Source organism: Massilibacillus massiliensis (assembly GCF_900086705.1).
GTDB lineage: Bacteria > Bacillota > Negativicutes > FLKF01 > FLKF01 > Massilibacillus > Massilibacillus massiliensis.
In genome coordinates this window covers 449972-470061 of sequence record NZ_LT575483.1, presented here as the reverse complement: position 1 = coordinate 470061, position 20090 = coordinate 449972, and the positions used below count along the sequence as shown (strand labels likewise).

The 20090-nt window shown below is 36.7% G+C and carries 20 protein-coding genes and 1 riboswitch; of the genes, 19 read left to right on the top strand and 1 reads right to left on the bottom strand.

The window, feature by feature from the left end; all coding sequences use genetic code 11:
* The first annotated feature begins 70 nt into the window (after positions 1 to 70).
* The 3 genes from BN6559_RS02530 (at position 71) to sigK (ending at position 2949) form a co-directional block, all read left to right on the top strand.
* Complete coding sequence (locus BN6559_RS02530; RefSeq protein ID WP_110953291.1) at positions 71 to 1030, top strand: glycosyltransferase family 2 protein; 960 nt, start codon at positions 71 to 73, stop codon at positions 1028 to 1030.
* Between the two features lie 68 nt (positions 1031 to 1098).
* A riboswitch (cyclic di-AMP (ydaO/yuaA leader) is annotated at positions 1099 to 1256 on the top strand.
* 5 nt (positions 1257 to 1261) lie between these two features.
* Positions 1262 to 1918 carry a C40 family peptidase gene (locus BN6559_RS19705; protein ID WP_110953290.1) on the top strand — a complete coding sequence of 219 codons (657 nt, stop codon included), beginning with the start codon at positions 1262 to 1264 and terminating at the stop codon, positions 1916 to 1918.
* Positions 1919 to 2232: 314 nt separating this feature from the next.
* Entirely contained in the window at positions 2233 to 2949 is a 717-nt protein-coding gene (gene sigK, locus BN6559_RS02520) for an RNA polymerase sporulation sigma factor SigK (protein ID WP_234407796.1), read from the top strand.
* Between the two features lie 200 nt (positions 2950 to 3149).
* On the opposite strand, the gene BN6559_RS02515 is transcribed toward sigK, so the two are convergent.
* Positions 3150 to 4202: a nicotinate phosphoribosyltransferase gene (locus BN6559_RS02515; RefSeq protein ID WP_110953288.1), complete on the bottom strand. Its 1053-nt coding sequence runs from the start codon at positions 4200 to 4202 to the stop codon at positions 3150 to 3152.
* A gap of 119 nt (positions 4203 to 4321) precedes the next feature.
* Here BN6559_RS02515 and folP point away from each other — a divergent pair, with 119 nt between their 5' ends.
* The 16 genes from folP to BN6559_RS02435 all read left to right on the top strand — a co-directional run bounded on the left by folP (position 4322) and on the right by BN6559_RS02435 (position 20089).
* The gene (folP, locus tag BN6559_RS02510; protein ID WP_110953287.1) at positions 4322 to 5536 is read left to right on the top strand and encodes a dihydropteroate synthase; all 1215 of its coding nucleotides are present in this window, start codon (positions 4322 to 4324) and stop codon (positions 5534 to 5536) included.
* Positions 5517 to 5879, top strand: coding sequence for a dihydroneopterin aldolase (gene folB, locus BN6559_RS02505; protein WP_110953286.1), 363 nt, complete (start codon positions 5517 to 5519; stop codon positions 5877 to 5879). The genes folP and folB overlap by 20 nt, the downstream gene beginning before the upstream one ends.
* A gap of 1 nt (position 5880) precedes the next feature.
* On the top strand, positions 5881 to 6366 hold the full coding sequence (gene folK / locus BN6559_RS02500) for a 2-amino-4-hydroxy-6-hydroxymethyldihydropteridine diphosphokinase (protein ID WP_110953285.1): 486 nt from the start codon (positions 5881 to 5883) through the stop codon (positions 6364 to 6366).
* 15 nt (positions 6367 to 6381) lie between these two features.
* Positions 6382 to 7512, top strand: coding sequence for an MGDG synthase family glycosyltransferase (locus BN6559_RS02495; RefSeq protein WP_110953284.1), 1131 nt, complete (start codon positions 6382 to 6384; stop codon positions 7510 to 7512).
* 94 nt (positions 7513 to 7606) lie between these two features.
* Positions 7607 to 8698, top strand: coding sequence for a DNA-processing protein DprA (gene dprA, locus BN6559_RS02490; RefSeq protein WP_110953283.1), 1092 nt, complete (start codon positions 7607 to 7609; stop codon positions 8696 to 8698).
* Positions 8695 to 10932: a type I DNA topoisomerase gene (gene topA / locus BN6559_RS02485; RefSeq protein WP_110953282.1), complete on the top strand. Its 2238-nt coding sequence runs from the start codon at positions 8695 to 8697 to the stop codon at positions 10930 to 10932. Before dprA ends, topA begins: the two co-directional genes overlap by 4 nt.
* Positions 10932 to 12239 carry an FADH(2)-oxidizing methylenetetrahydrofolate--tRNA-(uracil(54)-C(5))-methyltransferase TrmFO gene (trmFO, locus tag BN6559_RS02480; RefSeq protein ID WP_110953281.1) on the top strand — a complete coding sequence of 436 codons (1308 nt, stop codon included), beginning with the start codon at positions 10932 to 10934 and terminating at the stop codon, positions 12237 to 12239. Before topA ends, trmFO begins: the two co-directional genes overlap by 1 nt.
* 26 nt (positions 12240 to 12265) lie before the next feature.
* Entirely contained in the window at positions 12266 to 12799 is a 534-nt protein-coding gene (hslV, locus tag BN6559_RS02475) for an ATP-dependent protease subunit HslV (protein WP_110953280.1), read from the top strand.
* An 11-nt stretch (positions 12800 to 12810) separates the two neighbouring features.
* On the top strand, positions 12811 to 14199 hold the full coding sequence (hslU, locus tag BN6559_RS02470; protein ID WP_110953279.1) for an ATP-dependent protease ATPase subunit HslU: 1389 nt from the start codon (positions 12811 to 12813) through the stop codon (positions 14197 to 14199).
* A 125-nt stretch (positions 14200 to 14324) separates the two neighbouring features.
* Positions 14325 to 15101, top strand: a complete 777-nt coding sequence (gene codY, locus BN6559_RS02465) for a GTP-sensing pleiotropic transcriptional regulator CodY (RefSeq protein ID WP_110956239.1) — start codon at positions 14325 to 14327, stop codon at positions 15099 to 15101.
* A 329-nt stretch (positions 15102 to 15430) separates the two neighbouring features.
* A complete protein-coding gene (flgB, locus tag BN6559_RS02460; RefSeq protein ID WP_110953278.1) occupies positions 15431 to 15850 on the top strand; it encodes a flagellar basal body rod protein FlgB in 420 nt (139 codons plus the stop codon).
* Positions 15851 to 15902: 52 nt separating this feature from the next.
* Positions 15903 to 16346, top strand: coding sequence for a flagellar basal body rod protein FlgC (flgC, locus tag BN6559_RS02455; RefSeq protein ID WP_110953277.1), 444 nt, complete (start codon positions 15903 to 15905; stop codon positions 16344 to 16346).
* A gap of 14 nt (positions 16347 to 16360) precedes the next feature.
* Complete coding sequence (fliE, locus tag BN6559_RS02450) at positions 16361 to 16660, top strand: flagellar hook-basal body complex protein FliE (protein ID WP_110953276.1); 300 nt, start codon at positions 16361 to 16363, stop codon at positions 16658 to 16660.
* A gap of 38 nt (positions 16661 to 16698) precedes the next feature.
* Entirely contained in the window at positions 16699 to 18273 is a 1575-nt protein-coding gene (gene fliF / locus BN6559_RS02445) for a flagellar basal-body MS-ring/collar protein FliF (RefSeq protein WP_110953275.1), read from the top strand.
* 21 nt (positions 18274 to 18294) lie between these two features.
* Entirely contained in the window at positions 18295 to 19305 is a 1011-nt protein-coding gene (fliG, locus tag BN6559_RS02440) for a flagellar motor switch protein FliG (RefSeq protein WP_110953274.1), read from the top strand.
* Positions 19298 to 20089, top strand: a complete 792-nt coding sequence (locus BN6559_RS02435; RefSeq protein ID WP_110953273.1) for a FliH/SctL family protein — start codon at positions 19298 to 19300, stop codon at positions 20087 to 20089. Before fliG ends, BN6559_RS02435 begins: the two co-directional genes overlap by 8 nt.
* Position 20090 lies beyond the last annotated feature (1 nt).

Below are 20090 nucleotides of genomic sequence, written 5' to 3'. Positions count from 1 at the left end.
TGAATATTTAACGCATAAGATCATGATAAAAGATAGAAGGAAAGTCATCTAATAGATTGGAGGGATATTTATGAAATTCATATCAATTGTTGTCCCTGTTTTTAATGAAGAAGATAATATCGAATATTTTTATATAGAACTATGTAAAGTTATGTCTACCTTGCCATATACATTTGAATTGGTGTTTGTTGATGATGGATCTAGCGACAGCAGTGTATTTATCCTTGATCGTCTAGCGAGCAAGGATGATAGAGTTAAGCCACTTTATTTAGTACGGAATTTCGGACATCAGGTTGCTTTGACCTGTGGTCTTGATCATGCTCTAGGAGATGCGGTTATTACAATGGACGGAGATATGCAGCATCCACCAGCTTTTTTGCCAAATTTGATTGAAAGATGGGAGCAAGGGTATGAAGTTGTGCAAACGATAAGGAAAACTACAGAAGGGGTTTCTTGGCTTAAGAATGCTACATCCTCCTTGTTTTATCGGCTCATGAATTTATTGTCTAAGGTAAAAATTCAACCAGGTGGTTCAGATTTTCGATTATTAGATCAATCGGTTGTGAATAGTTTTCGTTGTTATAAAGAGAGAGCTAGATTTATTCGTGGGATTATTGGCGCAATTGGGTATAAGCAAATTCAAATTGAATTCGTTGCACCAAAACGTTATGCCGGTAGCTCCAAATTTTCTATAAAAAAAATGTTGCATTTTGCCTTAGATGGAATTACAGCTTATTCTAAAATTCCGCTTCGCTTTGCTTTTTATATTGGTATTGTTTTTGGATTTATAAGTTTAATTGTTACTTCTCATGTTATTTATATCAAATTATTTACTGAAGAGGCTGTACCTGGTTGGGCGACAATATCAGCGAGTATTTTATTTTTGGGCGGAATGCAATTGATTGGACTTGGAATAATTGGTGAATATGTAGGCCGAATCTTTGAAGAAGTAAAGCAAAGGCCTCTTTATTTTGTGCGAAATCAACCGAATATTTTAGATAAAAATATAAATATAGGTAATAAAAATTAATACAAAGGGAAAGAAAGGTACATTTTAGCAGGAATTTATAAAGTTTGGTCGAATATAGGAAATTATTGAGTATAAATAAGCCGAATCTAACTCAAGAGCGGGGGAACCATTTTTTGGGGTGAATTCTGTTGCGATTTGTAAAATGTTGTTTGCAAGTTGTACATTATGGGTGACTCTACTACCCAAACCCGTCAGCTAACCTCGTAGGCAAAAAGAGAGAGGAGTGACCTTTTGAGTAAGGTATTACGTGTATTAGTACTATCCTTATTGATGGTGAGTTGGTTCTCTATTGCAAATGCATCTGCGTTTAGAAATGGAGATCAAGGTGAAGAAATAACACAACTCCAAACTGCTTTGGCTAATTTAGGTTATGATATTGTTGCTGATGGCGTTTTTGGTTCAGCGACCAAAAGTGCTGTGATTGCATTCCAAACATCTAGAGGTTTGGAAGCGGATGGTCTTGTTGGTTCTGCAACATATCGTGCATTAATGGGAAGAGAACTTCCCGAGGTAAGTCGTGGAGGATCGTATGCTGCTAGACGGATTATACAAACATCCTTCCAATACATAGGTGTTCCGTATGTGTTTGGAGGTACAACACCAAGTGGCTTTGACTGTTCTGGTTTTGTACGTTATGTTTTTGCTAACGCAGGTATTTGGTTACCTAGAACCGCAGATGAGCAATATGAGACTGGCTATTCGGTAGCGAATTTACAACCTGGTGACTTAGTGTTTTTTTCTACATATACTGCAGGGCCTTCGCATTCAGGTATTTATATCGGCAATGGCAATTTTATCAGTGCGACTTCAAGCAGTGGTGTAAAAGTTGATAACCTATACAGTGGGTATTGGGGTTCATGTTATATTGGAGCTCGAAGAGTTCTTTAATTTATTTAATTTGAGGAGACAGATGTCTCCTCTATTTTTATATCTAAAAGTCTGCCGGATATGATTTACTATATTAAAAGACGGGTGCTAATTACTTCTCTTAGCACCCGTCTTTTAATTAATCTGTAAAAATATTATCCCAAAGAGAATAAACGATCATAAGTAGAATAGATAAAAATATCATAGAGTCACCTAAATAGTTCTCCAAGCAAACACTTCCTTTCGACAAAAAATAAATTTCCAATCATTTCTTAGCACAATCTTTGCTCAGCGGCCATATGATAAAGCACAGAAGAATGAGCGGAGGTGTTACTGTGTCTGTTTTATTAGCTTTACTAGGTGCAGTGGGAAAAAGTATAATGCTGTTTGTTGCCTATGTGGCACAAAATACGTTTCCATTACCTTTATCAGAGAAAGAAGAGGAATCTTATTTAAGGCAATTAGCAGGGGGCAAAGAATCAGCTAAGAGTGTATTGATTGAACGTAACTTGCGCTTGGTAGCGCATATTGTAAAGAAGTTTGATAACACGGGAGAAGATATTGATGATTTAATCTCAATCGGTACAATTGGATTGATCAAAGCAATTAATACATTTGATACGAATAAAAAGATTCGTCTTGCTACATACGCTGCTAGATGTATAGAAAATGAAATACTAATGCATCTGCGCAGCACGAGAAGAGCGCGGTCAGAAGTTAGTTTATATGATCCAATTGGTATAGACAAAGAAGGGAATGAAATAACGCTGATCGATGTTCTTGGTACTGATTCTGATGTTGTGGCCGATCTAGTTGAAACGCAATGTGAAAATGAGCGATTAGCCAATCAGATCAATACATTAAATGATCGCGAAAAGCTTGTTCTTAATATGCGATTTGGAATACCAGATGGTATTCGCAAGACACAACGTGATATTGCCAAAATTTTAGGTATATCGCGTAGTTATGTATCAAGAATTGAAAAAAAAGCCGTTACTAAAATCGGCAAAAATTTATATGCAGAAGAAAAAAATATTAGATCTAAATCTTAGTATAGCATAGTCAACCTAGTATGATCAAAAACGTTTTGTGATGCCCTTAGAGCATAGGTCCACAGACAATAAAATTAGGGCGAGTTGATAACATCAACATAAAATGCCTTTGGTCATTACTGAGGCAATGACCAAAGGCATTTTAACGTATATAATAGGCACAATTTAAGCTTTTATTGTGTTTTGAATAGGATGTGTAGTCAAGGTACAAGTTCTAAGCGCGGATTTGGATTAAATTTACGTCCTTTTTTAGCACTTGGTTTTCCATCTACCAAAACTACATCAGAAGTAAAGTCCACGTTAGTGGAAAATATGCTGCTACCAACCGCATATACATCAACAGGAACTTTGTTGGCTTCAAATTTAGCGATTCTCTCTGGTGTAAATCCACCGGACACCATAATTTTGACTTTATGAAAACCGTTATCATCAAGTGCTTTTCGAACATTCTTAACGAGCTGTTCATTTACACCTGTTGGAGCGAAATCTCCCATTTGATTTATTAAAGAAGCATCCACCATTTTATCAGAAGTATCTAAACGTACACCATAAAGTTTATCACCTAAAGCGCGGGCAATTTCCAAACTTGTGTTCACACAATCATTATTAAAATCTACAAGTGCAACTCTGCTTACAGCTTGGTCAATATATTGGTCAAATGCCTGAGTTGCTTTTAATGTGTCGCCTAAATAAGTTGCAATTAATGCGTGAGGAATAGTTCCTGCTGCTTCGACATCCCAGGAAACTGCGTTTGCGGGTGTGGAAATACCACTCATACCGCCAATTTTTGCCGCATAACCATCAGATTGCTGCACACTGTAATGATCGAATCGAGAAGGAAAGAATAATACTGGTTTTCCATTTGCTGCAGATACTGCTTTGCTTGTATTTGTGGCAATTTTAGTTTGACGAGCAATTACGCCAAGATATACAGTTTCTAAATGTGAAAAATCTGCTAGATCTCCTTCAATTGTCATGATTGTTTCCCAAGGTTCGACTTTATCGCCGTCATGCAAGGCATGGATTTTGATTTTTTCAGGATTATGTGCACAACGTTTGATTATAGCGATTGCTTCATCAATACCACAAAGGGTTGCATGTGTACGTTGAAAAATTTGCATGGTAACATGAGGATGATAATTTGCTTTGTTTAAAATTTCTTGTGTTCTTAAAAAATAAATATCGCTATAAAAGCCGTTTTTTATCTCTTCCACAGGAATATTAAATGAGTTTGGATCAATTCTTTTTTTCATCAAGTTTCCTCCTAATAGTACGGAACTATCTGTAGTATTTAATATTTGTATATAATTTTTAAATATGTATAATAGTTATGATACAATAAAAATGTGTTGAATCGCAATAGGGAGGAACTATGAATATCAATATTATTGAAATTAAAAATTTTTCACAAGTGCAAAATGAGCTTACAAAAATCGATTGTGATCCAGTGGGGATTCATATTCTGAAACCTAAATTGCTTTTTAGAGTAATAAAAGTGGAAAATATTAGGTCAAAAGCTGCAAATATATTAAAACAGACGTTTTTAGGTAAAGGCGGAGATGTGGCAGTGTCAAGGCATGCTGCAGATTTAAGTGAGGAATATACAGATGTACTGATTGGCGCAACGATGAAACAGTATCGGTTGGCCTTAGCACAATTAAAGGTACAACCATGGGGACTTGCAAGTCTTGCAGAAAAAATAGAACAAATCTTAAGAAATGTAGACCAATTACCTAATCGTAAATATAATTGGCAAGACAGGAATTTGACGATTGATCACGAAAATAGTTTAATAATGGGAATATTAAATGTTACACCAGATTCATTTTCAGATGGAAATAAATATAACTGTATAGATCAGGCCATCCGTCGTGTCGAAGAACTGCAAATCGATGGAGCTGATATGATCGATATAGGTGCAGAGTCAACGAGGCCTTATGGCGGGAATGAAAAAATTTCTGCTGACCAAGAAATGGAACGGTTAATTCCAATATTGGAAGCTGTTTTACCATATTGTAAGGTACCCGTATCAGTGGATACTTACAAAGCCAGTGTAGCGGAAGCCGCATTACAATACGGTGCTCATATCATCAATGATATTTGGGGGTTGCAATATGATGAAGAGATGGCAAAGGTTGTAGCAAAATATGATGTACCAGTTGTGGTTATGCATAATAAAAATGAGAACGATTATCCAGAAGGTATTATGCATGATATGGATTGTTTTTTCAGGAAAAGCATTGATATAGGCAGAGAGAACGGTATAAAACGTGAAAATATAATTATTGATCCAGGGATAGGTTTTGCTAAAACAACGGCACAAAATTTATACGTCATGTCAAAATTGGAAGCATTCCGAGCATTGGATTGTCCTATATTGTTAGGGACTTCGCGTAAACGTTTTATCGGAGATGTATTAAACTTGCCTGTACACGACAGGGTTGAAGGTACGCTCGCAACGGCTGCTTTAGGGAAAACTAAAGGTGTTCAAATTCATCGTGTTCATGATGTCAAACAGGTAAAAAGAATTTTAAAAATGATGGATGTAATGACGAGGAGTGGAGAAAATGACGAAGATTTTGATTAGTAATGTAATGTTTTATGGATTTCATGGTGTATATGAATATGAACGTGAACAAGGACAGCGATTTTATTTTGATGTGGAACTGAAAACTGTAACAGATAAAGCTGCAGAGACAGATGAATTAAATGATGCTGTTGATTATGTTTCTATCTATCAACTTGTGAAAGATATTGCTGAACATAAGCGCTTTTGCTTACTTGAAGCATTAGCGGCACATATCGGTGATGAGATACTATCGCTTTATACTACGGTTGGTGAAGTTACAGTCCGTGTACGTAAACCTTCTGTGCCAATTGCGGGACCAATTGATTTTGTGCAAATAGAATCTGTGCGGAGTCGTAAATAATATGATCCTATTAGGGCTAGGTTCTAATATGGGGGATAGAGAAAAGTATATATTGGCAGCTGTTGATAAATTGGCTGCACATGAAAAAATAGCTGTAATGCAGAGTTCTTCAATTTATGAAACAGAGCCTTTTGGACGAAAAGAGCAGCGGAGTTATTTGAATGCAGTGATTAGGATTGTAACCGATTTGTCACCGGAAGAGCTTTTAGATGCTTGTCTTTTTATAGAAAAACAATTGGGTAGAAAGAGAGTTTTACATTGGGGACCAAGAAGTATAGATATTGATTTATTAGTGTATGATACGATAGTAAGATCTACAGAAGATTTAAAATTACCACATCCTTATTTGACATTGCGAAAATTTGTATTAGTACCAATGTTAGATATTACGAATGAAAGTATGATAAACGGTTTGACAGTGCAGCAGTTACTGGAGGTTTGTCCGGATGATGGTGAAGTTAATTTCTATGGAAAAATAACGATCTAAGGAGTAGAAAATCGTATGAAGAAATCCCCTAAAATCTTATTTCTTAGTGCCTCGATTGGTTCTGGGCATAGACAAGCTGCTGTATCCATTGCACAAGCTATGAAAAGATTGCAGCATGATATTGTAGTTGAGCATATAGACATTTTGGATTTTGTAAATAAATTTTTCCGCTGTACTTTATTAAACGTTTATTTTAAAAGTTTAATTTTTATTCCCCAAGTATATAAAAAGGCGTATACTTGGGGAAATAGAAAACAAGGTGCTTTATGGATGCGAAAGATCATAAGTGCTTTTTTTGCAAAAAAGTTAAAAGTTTATTTGATGGCTTATAGACCGGATGTTGTCGTATGTACACATGCAACGCCAGCTAATGTGATGCAGTATCTAAAAGAGCATGCACAAATGAGTATTCCAAGTGTTAGTGTCATTACGGATTTTACAGTCCATCAAATGTGGATAAATCAAGATACAAAACAATATTTTGTTGCCGAGGATAGTTTGATTGAGAATTTAATCAAGTGCCACATTAAACAGGAACGAAGCTATGCTTTGGGAATTCCTGTTTCTGTTATGTATGAACGAATTTATGATAAAAATAAGCTTTTAAAATGTATGAAATTTTGTGATAAGACTAAAATAGTATTAATCATGGGCGGAGGTGCTGGAATTTTCCCTATGCTCAAAGTTATTCAATGTTTAAATTCTTGTACCACAGCCATGCAGCTAATTGTTGTCACAGGCGAAAATAAAAATTTATATCGTAAAGTACAAAAGATGCAATCAAAAATCAAACACGATATGCATATATTTGGTTTCGTACATAATATATACGAATTTATGGCAGTGTCTGATATCCTCATATCAAAAGCAGGAGGCGTAACTGTGAGTGAGGCGCTGTGTTCAGCTTTACCCATGATTATATATCAGCCGATTCCTGGACAAGAAGAAGAAAATACAAAATTTCTATTAAGAAAAAAAGTTGCAATAAAAATTAATAAAATTAGTACCTTAAAAAAGGTAATTGACAAAATATTTAGAATAGAGTCTAATGTACTTACTAATATGAAAATAAATGCTAGGCAAATTTCAAAACCTAATGCGGCTAACGATATAGCAAGTTGTATTTTAAATCAGCTTTGCAAATGATGATTCTTATTGTAATATAAGAGAATGGCATAGAATTATTTCCATAAATGAAAATTCGTTTATACAATGTTGATTTTATTAGGTGGTGTTCGCTGTGGAAAAAATATTTTTAGCGGTATTACAAATGGTGCCTGGGATTGGCAGCATGCGATTACGTAAACTAATAGAACACTTTGGCAATGCACAAAATGTATGGAATGCAAGTAAGCTGGATTTACAGGCAAGTGGTTGCATTGATAGGGTAACTTGTGATAAATTAACGGAGTTGAAAAAACAATCAATTGATGTAGATCAGTTCGCTTTTACATGGGAAAAACAAAAGATTCATTTATGCAGTTATCAAGATGATATATATCCGAAGAAATTAAAAGATATTTATAATCCGCCGATGATATTTTTTTATCGAGGAAATTTAGCATTTGCTGATCGGAGTATAGCGATCGTCGGTGCTCGAAAGGCGTCTACATATGGCAGAAACATTGCGCGCATGTTGGGGTGTGAACTTACAAAGGCAAAATTTAGTGTTGTAAGTGGTGCTGCTCGTGGAATTGATACAGCAGCGCATCAAGGTGCCTTAGAGATCGGCTCCACGGTTGCAGTGCTAGGTTGCGGTGTTGATGTAAGTTATCCGCCGGAAAATAAGAATTTGTTAGAGCAGATTGCAGAAGTTGGACTTATTATCTCCGAATATGCACCCGGTACGAAGCCTAATCCTGCTTTTTTCCCAAGTAGGAATCGAATCATTAGTGGATTAACTGATGGCACAGTGGTTGTTGAAGCTGCGCTTAAAAGTGGTTCACTGATTACTGCAGAATATGCATTAAATGAAGGTAGAGATGTATTTGCTGTGCCAGGTAGTATTTTTTCGGCGACAAGCAAAGGGTGTCATAAGCTCATTCAGCAGGGAGCAAAATTGGTTGAATCAATTTCTGACATACTTGAAGAATATAATGTAACGTATTTTAAAAATGAAAAGAGCGGCAATTTTATGCTGTCAGAGGAAGAAAAGGCAATCTATGATTTATTGAGCTATAACGAACCTATGACAGTGGATGAAATTATATTAAAAACGCGAAGTAATGCGTCAAATATCAATTTTATATTATTACAAATGGAATTGCGTGGTCTGCTGCATGAACGTGGCTCGCATTGCTATGTTCGTGCTATGAAGGAGGACATTTTGTGAGTAAAACACTGGTTGTTGTAGAATCACCAGCTAAAGCGAAAACAATAGAGAAATATTTAGGTAAAAATTATACGGTTAAAGCATCAATGGGACATTTGCGTGATTTACCTAAAAGCCAATTTGGTGTAGATATTGAGAATGATTTTACGCCTAAATATATTAATATTCGTGGTAAAGGTGATCTGATTAAGTCTTTGAAAACAGCTGCAAAGACTGCAGACAAGATATATTTGGCATCTGACCCGGATCGTGAAGGGGAAGCAATTGCTTGGCATCTAGCACATATATTAAATATTGATGCGTATGATGCCTGTAGAATTGTATTTCATGAAATTACGAAGCCGGCAATTCAAGAGGCTGTTAAAAATCCGCATCCTATTGATCTAAATCGAGTAGATGCGCAACAGGCACGTCGTATGTTAGATCGAATTGTAGGATATAAATTAAGCCCGCTTTTGTGGCGTAAAATTCGTAAAGGTCTTAGTGCCGGTCGTGTACAGTCTGTAGCAGTTAAAATTATTTGTGACAGAGAAAAAGAGATACAGAAATTTGTGTCGGAAGAATACTGGTCTGTCGGATTAAAATTAAGAGAAAAACCAAAATCTGCAATGTTTGATGCGGAATTGGTTACGGTTGATGGAAATAAGATTTCCATCAAAACGGAAACAGAAGCAGAAAATATAAAAAATGAGTTGGAACAACAAACATTTGCTGTACGTGACATAAAAAAACGTCAGCGTCAGCGCAAACCTGCGCCTCCTTTTATTACAAGCAGTTTACAGCAGGATGCCTCACGAAAATTAGGGTTTACTTCTCGTAAGACGATGATGCTTGCACAGCAATTATATGAAGGGTTAGAATTAGGGAAAAAAGGACCGGTTGGTTTAATCACTTACATGCGTACCGATTCTACGCGAATCGCTGAACTTGCGCAGACAGAAGCAAGAGACTATGTGGGTGAAAGATTTGGTAAAGATTACTTGCCGGAAAAACCACCTGTTTATTCGACTAAAAAATCGCAAGATGCGCATGAAGCAATTCGCCCAACAAGTGTTGTGTTTACACCGGACAGTATTCAAAAATATTTGTCAAAAGATCAATTGAAATTATACACGCTTATTTGGGAACGCTTTGTTGCCAGTCAAATGTCAGCGGCGATCTATGATACCGTAACGATTGATTTTCAAGCAGGCAGATTCGGAGCTAAAGCAACTGGTTCAATCTTAAAATTTGCTGGGTTTACTGCAGTTTATATTGAAGGAAAAGACACAAAGGAAACTGAAAAAGACGTTAATCTACCTGAATTGACGCTTGAACAAGTTGTTCACTTGCAGAAAGTACTACCTAAACAACATTTTACCGAACCACCACCAAGATATAATGAAGCTTCTTTGGTTAAAATTCTTGAAGAAAAAGGAATTGGTCGTCCAAGTACTTATTCTCCAATTATTGAAACCATTTTGGGCAGAGGCTATGTTGTGCGTGCAGATAAAAAATTTGTGCCAACGGAATTAGGTTTCGTTGTGGTTGATATGTTAAAAGAATATTTTGAAGATATTGTTGACGCAGAATTTTCCGCTGCACTTGAAAATAAGTTGGATGAAATTGCAGAGGGGAAATTCGAAAAAAATAAATTATTAAGTGATTTTTATGGTCCATTTGAAAAAACACTTGAACATGCAGAAGAAGATATTGGTCATGTTGAATTACCGGTGGAAGTTTCTGATGTTCCATGCGAACATTGCGGAAGAATGATGGTAGTAAAACAAGGGAGATACGGAAAATTTCTTGCATGTCCAGGATTTCCCGAATGTAGAAATACGAAACCTTTATTAAAAGACACTGGGGTCTTATGTGGAAAATGCGGCGGTAATATTGTAGAACGTCGGACAAAACGCGGGAAAAATTTTTACGGATGTAAAAACTATCCGGACTGTGATTTCGTTACTTGGGATATGCCGTTGAAAGAAAATTGTCCGACCTGCGGAGCGTTTATGTTAAAACATAATTATAAAAATGGGCGATTTATTACGTATTGCAGTAATGCTCTCTGTGAGACAAGAAAAGAACATCCTATTAACAAAGAATTAGAAAAATTAAAGAAAAAAGAAGAAAATCCTGATAAAAAGGAAGAAAAAGAAATTTCGACTAAATCATCAGAGGTAAAAAAGAAGAAATCAACAAAGACTAGAAGTAAAAAGAAAAGTAGTACAAAACAAGCGGAGGAAAATTAGTGTCTAAAGTAATTATAATTGGAGCCGGTCTTGCTGGCAGTGAAGCTGCTTGGCAGATCGCACAAAAGGGTATCCATGTAGAGCTATATGAAATGCGTCCAAAGGTGTCGACCCCGGCACATCATAGTGAGAATTTTGCAGAGTTGGTTTGCAGTAATTCTCTTCGCGGGGCGGGACTTGAAAACGCTGTTGGTTTAATGAAAGAAGAAATGCGCCAAATGCACTCACTGATCATGGAAGCTGCTGATGCAACGAAGATTCCAGCTGGCGGTGCACTTGCTGTAGACCGCAATGCTTTTAGTGAATATATTACAGATAAAATAAAAAATCATCCATTGATTCAGGTTGTTCATGAAGAAGTTATCGAAATTCCAAAAACAGACGATGTTGTTATCATTGCAAGCGGCCCTTTGACATCACCAGCATTCTCCAATTCGATAGCGAAATTAACAGGACAGGAATATTTATATTTTTACGATGCGGCTGCACCGATCGTTGTAAAAGAATCTTTAAATATGGAAAAAGCGTATAAAGCTTCTCGTTATGGCAAAGGTGATGACGATTATATTAACTGTCCAATGAATAAGGAAGAATACGCAAGTTTTTGGCAGGAGCTTGTACAGGCAGAAAAAACAGCAACAAAAGATTTTGAAAAAGCGATTTTTTTTGAAGGCTGTATGCCTGTTGAAGAGATGGCAAGTCGTGGGGTAGATACTTTAAGATATGGTCCTTTAAAGCCAGTTGGGCTTGAACATCCAGTTACCGGCGAAAGACCATACGCAGTTGTGCAACTCAGACAAGATAATTATGCGGCAAGTCTTTATAATATCGTAGGCTTTCAAACGCATTTAAAATGGCCAGAACAAAAACGTGTTTTTAGTCTGATTCCAGGTTTGGATACAGCAGAATTTGTTCGTTATGGTGTAATGCACCGTAATACATTTATCAATTCTCCAATGGTGTTGAAACCTACACTTCAAATGCAAACGAATGCAAAAATTTTATTTGCTGGTCAGATGACGGGGGTAGAAGGTTATATAGAATCGGCTGCGAGTGGTCTTGTTGCAGGGATCAATTCCGTTAAAATAACAAATGGATGTGAACCGCTTATTTACCCTGCCGATACAGCGCATGGTGCAATGTGTCAGTATATTACAAATGCTGATGCAAAGAAATTTCAACCAATGAATATTAATTTTGGCTTATTGCCGCCGTTAAATGAAAGAATTAAGGATAAAAAGTTAAAAAATCGTACAATTGCAGAAAGAGCGCTAGCTAGTTTAGCGTCTTTTAGACATACTATATAACATAAAATCTATTTGGAGGTGTTGAAATGTTTCATGCTACAACAATTGTGGCTGTAAAGCATAAAGGGAAAACAGCAATTGCCGGCGATGGGCAAGTTACCTTTGGTGGCAATACGGTAATGAAACATAATGCCAAAAAAGTCAGACGCCTGTATCATGGTAAAGTTCTGGCCGGGTTTGCAGGCTCGGTTGCAGATGCATTTACTTTGTTTGGAAAATTTGAGACGAAACTAGAAGAGTTTAATGGGAATTTAATGCGGGCGGCTGTGGAATTGGCAAAAGAATGGCGTACCGATCGTGTATTAAGAAAATTGGAAGCATTGCTGATCATTATGGATCATGAAAAGATGTTGATTTTATCAGGTAATGGAGAAGTGATAGAGCCAGATGATGGTGTGACTGCAATTGGCTCTGGCGGTGCTTATGCTTTAGCAGCAGCACGTGGCATGGTTAAGTATTCTAACTTATCAGCATCCGAAATAGCGGAAGAAGCGCTAAAGATTGCAGCGGATATATGTGTGTTTACCAATCATCATATTACCGTAGAAGAATTAGATTAGGAGGGCTGATTTTGAAAGAACAAACCCCAAAGCAAATTGTTTATGAGCTAGATAAATATATCGTTGGACAGTCACAGGCCAAAAAATCTGTTGCTGTTGCACTTCGAAATCGTTGGAGAAGCAAACAATTACCTGAATCATTAAAAGATGAAATTATTCCCAAAAATATTTTAATGATAGGTTCTACCGGTGTTGGAAAGACCGAAATTGCCAGACGTCTCGCCAAATTGGTGAATGCACCGTTTGTTAAAGTTGAAGCAACTAAATTTACTGAAGTAGGTTATGTCGGGCGTGATGTAGAGTCTATGGTAAGAGATTTAGTGGAAACTTCAATTAGAATGCTGAAGCAAGAAAAAATGTTAGAAGTAAATGATAAAGCATTAGAACTTGCCAATGAAAGGATCATTGAATGCTTTATACCAACGCAGAAAAAAGAAAACTCTCGTAATCCATTTGAAATGCTGTTTAATAATAACGAAACAAAAGAAAATTCACCGGTACAGGAAGAAGAACCTAAATATCAGGCGGGAAGAGAATGGTGTCGTAAACGTTTGATGGCAGGTGAAATGGAAGACGAATTGATTGAAATCAGCGTAGAAGATACAGCCACGCCGATGATTGGAATGTTGTCTGGCTCGGGTATCGAAGAGATGGGAAACAATATTCAGGATATGCTTGGTAGTCTAATGCCGAAAAAACAAAAGAAACGTAAAGTAACCGTTCAAAATGCAAGAAAAATTTTCACGCAGGAAGAAGCACAAAAGCTGATTGATATGGATGAAGTTGTTACAAGTGCGATGAAGATAGCAGAAGATAATGGGATTATTTTTCTTGATGAAATTGACAAAGTAGCTGGACGAGGTAATTCATCAGGACCAGATGTTTCGCGTGAAGGTGTGCAAAGAGATATACTTCCCATCGTGGAGGGGTCGACAGTTGTTACAAAATATGGACCTATTAAAACGGATCATATCTTATTTATTGCGGCAGGGGCTTTCCATACAGCAAAACCATCAGATTTGATTCCAGAATTACAAGGTCGGTTTCCAATTCGAGTAGAGCTTACGAATCTGTCCAAAGCAGATTTCATGCAAATTTTAACAGAGCCAGCGAACGCTTTAATTAAGCAATATATATATTTATTAGAAACAGAAGGCGTGAAGATAAAATTTACAGATGATGCGATAGAAGAGCTTGCTGAGATTGCTTGTAATGTAAATGCGCAAACAGAAAATATTGGTGCGAGGCGTTTACATACAATTTTAGAAAAACTACTAGAAGATTTAGCTTTTGAAGCTCCAGATATAAAAGAAAAAAATGTGACGATTGATAAAGCATATGTTGATTTAAAATTAGGACATATTGTAGTAAATCAAGATTTAAGTCATTTTATCTTATAAATGTAAAGAAAAATAAGGAAGGATCTATAATTATTTTTCTTATCGTGGTAATATATAATTATGTTACATTAGCTGAATTTGTAAAAAAATGAAAAGTGAGTGGCTAGAAGGGGAGGTCTGTTATGATTGGTTCATTATTAGAAAGAACAAGAAAAATAAATAAATTATTGCAAAAATCCGAAAGTGTGGAATATGATGGTATCTCGCGTGTATTAAGTAATGTAATTGGAGCCAATGTATATATTGTCGATAAAACGGGGGAAGTTTTTGGGCATGCTTTTATTGATGACTTTGAATGTGAGCTAATGATTGATAAAGTGATCATGCAGGGTGAATTTCCGAAACATTATGTAAATTGGTTGTTAAAAATTGATGAAACTTCACCGAATTTGCAGTTAGAAAGTGGTATGTGTGCATTCAGCCAAGAAACAGAGTGTTTCTTTCATAACAAGATTACTACAATTGTACCGATCTATGGTGTCGGTGAACGGATAGGAACATTAATTGTTGCCAAGTTTGATGAGAAATTTACAGATGAAGATTTGATTTTAGCTGAGTATGGTGCGACTGTTGTTGGTATGGAAGTTCTAAGAGATCATAGTCAAAAAATTGAGATTGAAGCACGAAAAAAAGCAACTGTACAAATCGCTCTGGCAACTTTATCTTATTCAGAGGTGGAAGCAGCGATTAATATTTTAGGTGAATTGGATGGAAACGAAGGTTTACTGGTTGCAAGTAAAATTGCAGATCGCGTAGGAATTACAAGATCCGTTATTGTAAATGCGTTGAGAAAATTTGAAAGTGCGGGTGTGATTGAATCAAAATCACTCGGCATGAAGGGAACATATATTAAAGTGCTCAATGAGCATTTATTAGAAGAAGTTCATAAATTGAAACGATAAGAATAAGGATAAAAAGAAGTGTCGCTTTAGCGACATTTTTTTTTGTTTTCTCTGAAAAAAATAGATATAAATACTCATTTTTACATATTTTTCTTTAAAAGGATACATAAATAGATTTTTCTATGATATAATTTACAAGAATTATTTAAAATTCAAGTTTATTGATAGGACAATATGCTCAATTATCTTGTTTATGGTAAAAATAAAGGGTTTTGGCGAATTTTTAAAAGGAATTTTGCTGAAAAGTGTAGAAATATAAACTCGTTTAATAATCCTTATGTTTATTCTTATTTTAAATACAGTTTGGTGATAATGGAGGAAAAGAAGATATGATTGAAAAAATAACCCAGTCGCCATTGGTGAATGTGTTGAGCCAGTCATTAAGTGCTTCAAATATGAGACATAGTGTAATTAGTAATAATATTGCAAATGTAAATACGCCTGGATTTAAGAAAAGTGAAGTTGTTTTTGAAAGCTTGTTGGCAGAACAACTGGCTCCAACTGGCAAGCATTTGCAAATGGTGCGTACACAAGATAAGCATCTCCCGATTGATGAAACGCATAATGGAATTGTAAATCCGCAGATTCAGACCATCGGTACTACAACAATGCGGACGGATGGCAACAACGTTGATATTGATTCAGAAATGGCAGCGTTAGCGAAAAATACAATTTATTATAACGCAGTGGTTAGACAATTAGGTGATTATTTTTCAAGTATGAAATCTGTTATAGCAGGTCAAAAATAAATGCGTTTATAAGTGGTTAGAGTTTACATAAATATTAAAGGAGGAACTTTGTGTGGGAATGTTTGGTGCAATAGATGCAGCAGCGTCAGGAATGACAGCTGAACGTTTACGAATGGATGTTATTTCCAACAACATAGCGAATGCCAATACTACGCGTACAGAAGAAGGCGGTGCGTATCGTCGCCGGGTGGTTATTTTTGAACCGAGAAATGGAGAAACGAACTCGTTTTCGAAAACTTTATCAAAAGAAATGCAAAATGAAGCTGGTGAGGGTGTGAGAGCTGTTCAAATTACGACAGACAATACACCTGGACGTACGATATATGATCCTAGTCATCCGGATGCAAACGCCGAAGGATATGTGGAAATGCCAAATTTAAACATAGTTTCTGAAATGGTAGATATGATTACTGCTTCGAGAGCTTATGAAGCGAATGTAACGTCTGTGAATGCAGCGAAGAGCATGGCGATGAAAACATTGGATATTGGAAAATAGAAGAGGTGTGTTGAATGCAAGTTGAAGCATTGAAGTTGACGCCGGTTGTAAGTAGTGCAACTACACATCTTGGTGAAAATCAAAAAATAGTACAAAAAAGTTTTGGCGAGTATTTTAATGAAGCTTTAAATAATGTAAATGAACTTCAATTAAAAGGGCAACAAGCGAATATTGATATGGCGGCGGGAAAGGTGAAAGATATATCCCAAGTAATTGTAGCAACTGAAAAAGCAAGCATTGCTTTACAGCTTACTATGCAAGTACGTAATAAAGTGATAGATGCATATCAAGAAGTTATGCGCATGCAGGTTTGATGTAGAGTAATATACTTTTTTGGTGAAAGGATGAGACGATGGCAGACTGGAAGGAGCAGTCTCTGCAAGTTTGGAATAAACTTGGTAAAAGGCAACGGTATACGATTATGGGAGTTGCTGCACTATTAATGATAACGATTTTTGGTTGGAGTTATTGGTGGGGTAGTAAACCGGATATGGTACCTTTGTTTACGGGGATGGAAGCGAAAGATGCGGGCGAAGTTGCAGCAAAGCTCAAAGAAATGAAAATACCTTATGAACCGCAAGAATCATCACGTGGTACAGCGATTTTAGTGCAAGCAAAAGATGTACATAATGCTCGTTTAGAACTTGCGACTCAAGGGTTGCCGCGTGGGCAAAAAGGTTTTGAAATATTTGATGATAGTAAACTTGGTGTTACCGAATTTCAGAACAAAGTAAACTATTTGCAAGCATTACAGGGTGAACTAACGAGGACAATCGAACAATTGGAAGAGGTTGAAAAAGCGCGGGTTCATATTGTATTGCCGGAAGATAGTTTATATAAGAAAAATGAAAAACCGGCAACAGCTTCTATTATGTTGAAGTTGAAACCGAATCAGCAATTATCTAAACAACATATAAAAGGTATTGTGAACCTAGTTGCACATAGTGTGCAGGGATTGCAGGCGCAAAATATTACGATTGTAGATAATGCCGGCAAAATATTGAACGATCCGGAAGATGATGAAAAATCTGTAGGTAATGCGACTCTAACACAATTGGATATGACGAAAAAAGTACAAGATCGCTTACAAAAAGATCTGCAGACTTTTTTGGATCAAGTATTAGGTGAGGGAAAAGCCGTTGCGAGAGTCAATGTTGAACTGACTTTTGATCAGCGTACACTGGATCGGCAAGTTTTTGAACCAGTAGTTGATGATTCGGGAATTGTTCGTAGTTCGCAAGAAAATGCTGAAAGCTATAATGGTACATCAGCAGCTCCAGGAGGACCAGCAGGAACTACATCGAATATTCCGGGGTATGTTGCTGCCAATAATACACAATCGCAGTATGATAAAAAAGAAGTAACAAAAAACTTTGAAATAAATGAGAGTAAAGAAAAGGTAGTTGCGGCACCAGGTTCAATTAAACGCTTAACTGTGGCGGTTTTGGTTGATGAACAAATGCCGAGAAATCAACAAGATAGTATCTCTAGAGCGGCATCCTCTGCCATTGGTTTGGATACAGGACGTGGAGACACAATTTCTGTAGAAGCGGTACCGTTCAGCACTGAGTTGGCAGACCGTCAAGCTAGAGAAGACCAAGCACGTCTTGACAGAGAAAATCAGATGTTCTGGATGAAAGTAGCTTTAGGAGTCTTGGTTCTCGCGATGATTGGAGCATTTATCTATATGCGTCGCCGGAAAGCTCGTCTTGCTAAAGAAGCTGAAGAACGGGCTGCTCTTGAAGCGTTGCAGCAAGCTCAAAAAGAAGCAAAGGCGAATGAGCAAGCAGCTGCTATGGAAAGTCTTGATGAAATGTCACCAGAAGAGAAAAATCGCATGACAGAGAGACAAGCTTTGGAAGAGCTAATTAAGACGCGACCAGAGGAAGTTGCCCAATTGGTAAGAACATGGTTGTCAGAAGAATAATAAGTTATTGTAGGTGAGCATATGTATGAATCTAATGAGTTGACAAATAAACAGAAGGCGGCAATTCTCTTTATTGCACTTGGTCCAGAAATTTCGGCACAACTTTTTAAACATTTGCATGAAGATGAAATTGAAAAACTCACCTTGGAGATAGCAAACCAACGCCAAGTAACACAAGAACAAAAAGACAAAGTAATTAGTGAGTTTTACCAAATGGCAATGGCAAAAGAGTATATTTCTACAGGTGGCTTGGAATATGCTCGTGAAGTGCTGGAAAAAGCCCTGGGCTCAGAAGAAGCAGTTAATATTATTAACCGCTTAACTTCGAGTCTGCAGATTCGTCCGTTTGATTTTGCCCGAAAAACAGATCCAGCACAACTTTTAAATTTTATCCAAAGCGAACATCCACAAACAATTGCGTTGATTATGGCGTATCTATCAGCTGATCAATCGGCAGCCATTATTTCTGCACTTCCGCCTGAACGCCAGGTGGAAGTAGCTAGAAGAATTGCAACGATGGATAGAACAACCCCAGATGTTTTGCGTGAAGTTGAACGTGTGTTGGAAAGAAAGCTTTCTTCTCTTGTAACACAAGATTTTACAGCAGCGGGTGGTGTTAGCTCTATTGTCGAAGTATTGAATCGTGTTGATAGGACAACAGAACGTACAATTATTGAAAATTTAGAAGTAGAAAATCCAGAACTTGCTGAAGAAATAAAACGTCTTATGTTTGTATTTGAAGATATTGTTATGCTGGACGATCGGTCGCTGCAATTGGTATTGCGTGAAGTAGATCAGAAAGATTTGGCACTGGCACTAAAAGCCACTGCGCCTGAAGTTGGTGAAAAAGTATATAAAAATATGTCTAAGCGTGCTGCTGATATGTTGAAAGAAGAAATTGAATATATGGGTCCTGTTAAGATACGTGATGTAGAAGAATCACAACAAAAAGTAGTAAACGTAATTAGACGCCTTGAAGAATCTGGTGAAATTATAGTATCTCGCGGTAAAGGAGACGAAATGGTTGTCTAGGGTTATAAAAAGCGCTATATTACAAGATAGTCCTAAAGTGTTGGAGAATCCAGAGATAAATTTTGTTGGAAAATTACAGGGCGAAATAGAGTTTGACCGAGAGGACATTGCTGCAGCCGCTGCTTATGCTGTTATGTTGGAAGAACAAAAACGTAAAGGTGCTAAAATTGTTGAAGATGCTGAAATGCAGCGGAATCACATTATAGCAAATGCACAAAAAGAGGCAGAAGCTATTTTAATAGATGCTAAGCAAGAAGCAGAAGGAATAAAAAATGCAGCATACGATGAAGGTAAAGAAAAAGGTTATCATGAAGGACATGATAATGGATATCAAACAGCAAAGAATGAAATGACGGATGCGATAAAAGAAACAACTGAAAAGGCAGAACGCATACTTGGATTAGCTGAAAATGAAGCAAAAAATAGTATTCTGAAAGCGGAAAACAAAATTGTTCAAATTTCTATGGCAATCGCGGACAAAATTATACCACAGCATGTGATTGATGTACCTCAGATTGTATTACCGCTGGTGAAAACAGCTTTAGAAAAAGTCCGTGATCAAAATGAGATTGTGATTAAAGTTTCTCCTGATGATTATGAGCTCGTATTAATGGCAAAAAGTGAATTTCAAGCGATGCTTGATTCAGATAGTCAACTGACAATTTCCGCAGACGCAACACTGACGAATGGAAACTGTATTGTTGAAAGTGCAAATGGAAATGTTGATGCCAGGTTGAGCACACAGATTGAAACAGTAAAAAAAGCGATTCAGGAAGTTATGTAGA

Bases quoted from the DNA above. Each gene is read 5' to 3' on its own strand.
- BN6559_RS02530 (WP_110953291.1), top strand. From the start codon at position 71: ATGAAATTCATATCAATTGTTGTCCCTGTTTTTAATGAAGAAGATAAT.
- BN6559_RS02515 (WP_110953288.1), bottom strand. From the start codon at position 4,202: ATGAAAAAAAGAATTGATCCAAACTCATTTAATATTCCTGTGGAAGAG.
- folP (WP_110953287.1), top strand. From the start codon at position 4,322: ATGAATATCAATATTATTGAAATTAAAAATTTTTCACAAGTGCAAAAT.
- folB (WP_110953286.1), top strand. From the start codon at position 5,517: ATGACGAAGATTTTGATTAGTAATGTAATGTTTTATGGATTTCATGGT.
- folK (WP_110953285.1), top strand. From the start codon at position 5,881: ATGATCCTATTAGGGCTAGGTTCTAATATGGGGGATAGAGAAAAGTAT.
- BN6559_RS02495 (WP_110953284.1), top strand. From the start codon at position 6,382: ATGAAGAAATCCCCTAAAATCTTATTTCTTAGTGCCTCGATTGGTTCT.
- hslV (WP_110953280.1), top strand. From the start codon at position 12,266: ATGTTTCATGCTACAACAATTGTGGCTGTAAAGCATAAAGGGAAAACA.
- flgB (WP_110953278.1), top strand. From the start codon at position 15,431: ATGATTGAAAAAATAACCCAGTCGCCATTGGTGAATGTGTTGAGCCAG.
- fliE (WP_110953276.1), top strand. From the start codon at position 16,361: ATGCAAGTTGAAGCATTGAAGTTGACGCCGGTTGTAAGTAGTGCAACT.
- fliF (WP_110953275.1), top strand. From the start codon at position 16,699: ATGGCAGACTGGAAGGAGCAGTCTCTGCAAGTTTGGAATAAACTTGGT.
- fliG (WP_110953274.1), top strand. From the start codon at position 18,295: ATGTATGAATCTAATGAGTTGACAAATAAACAGAAGGCGGCAATTCTC.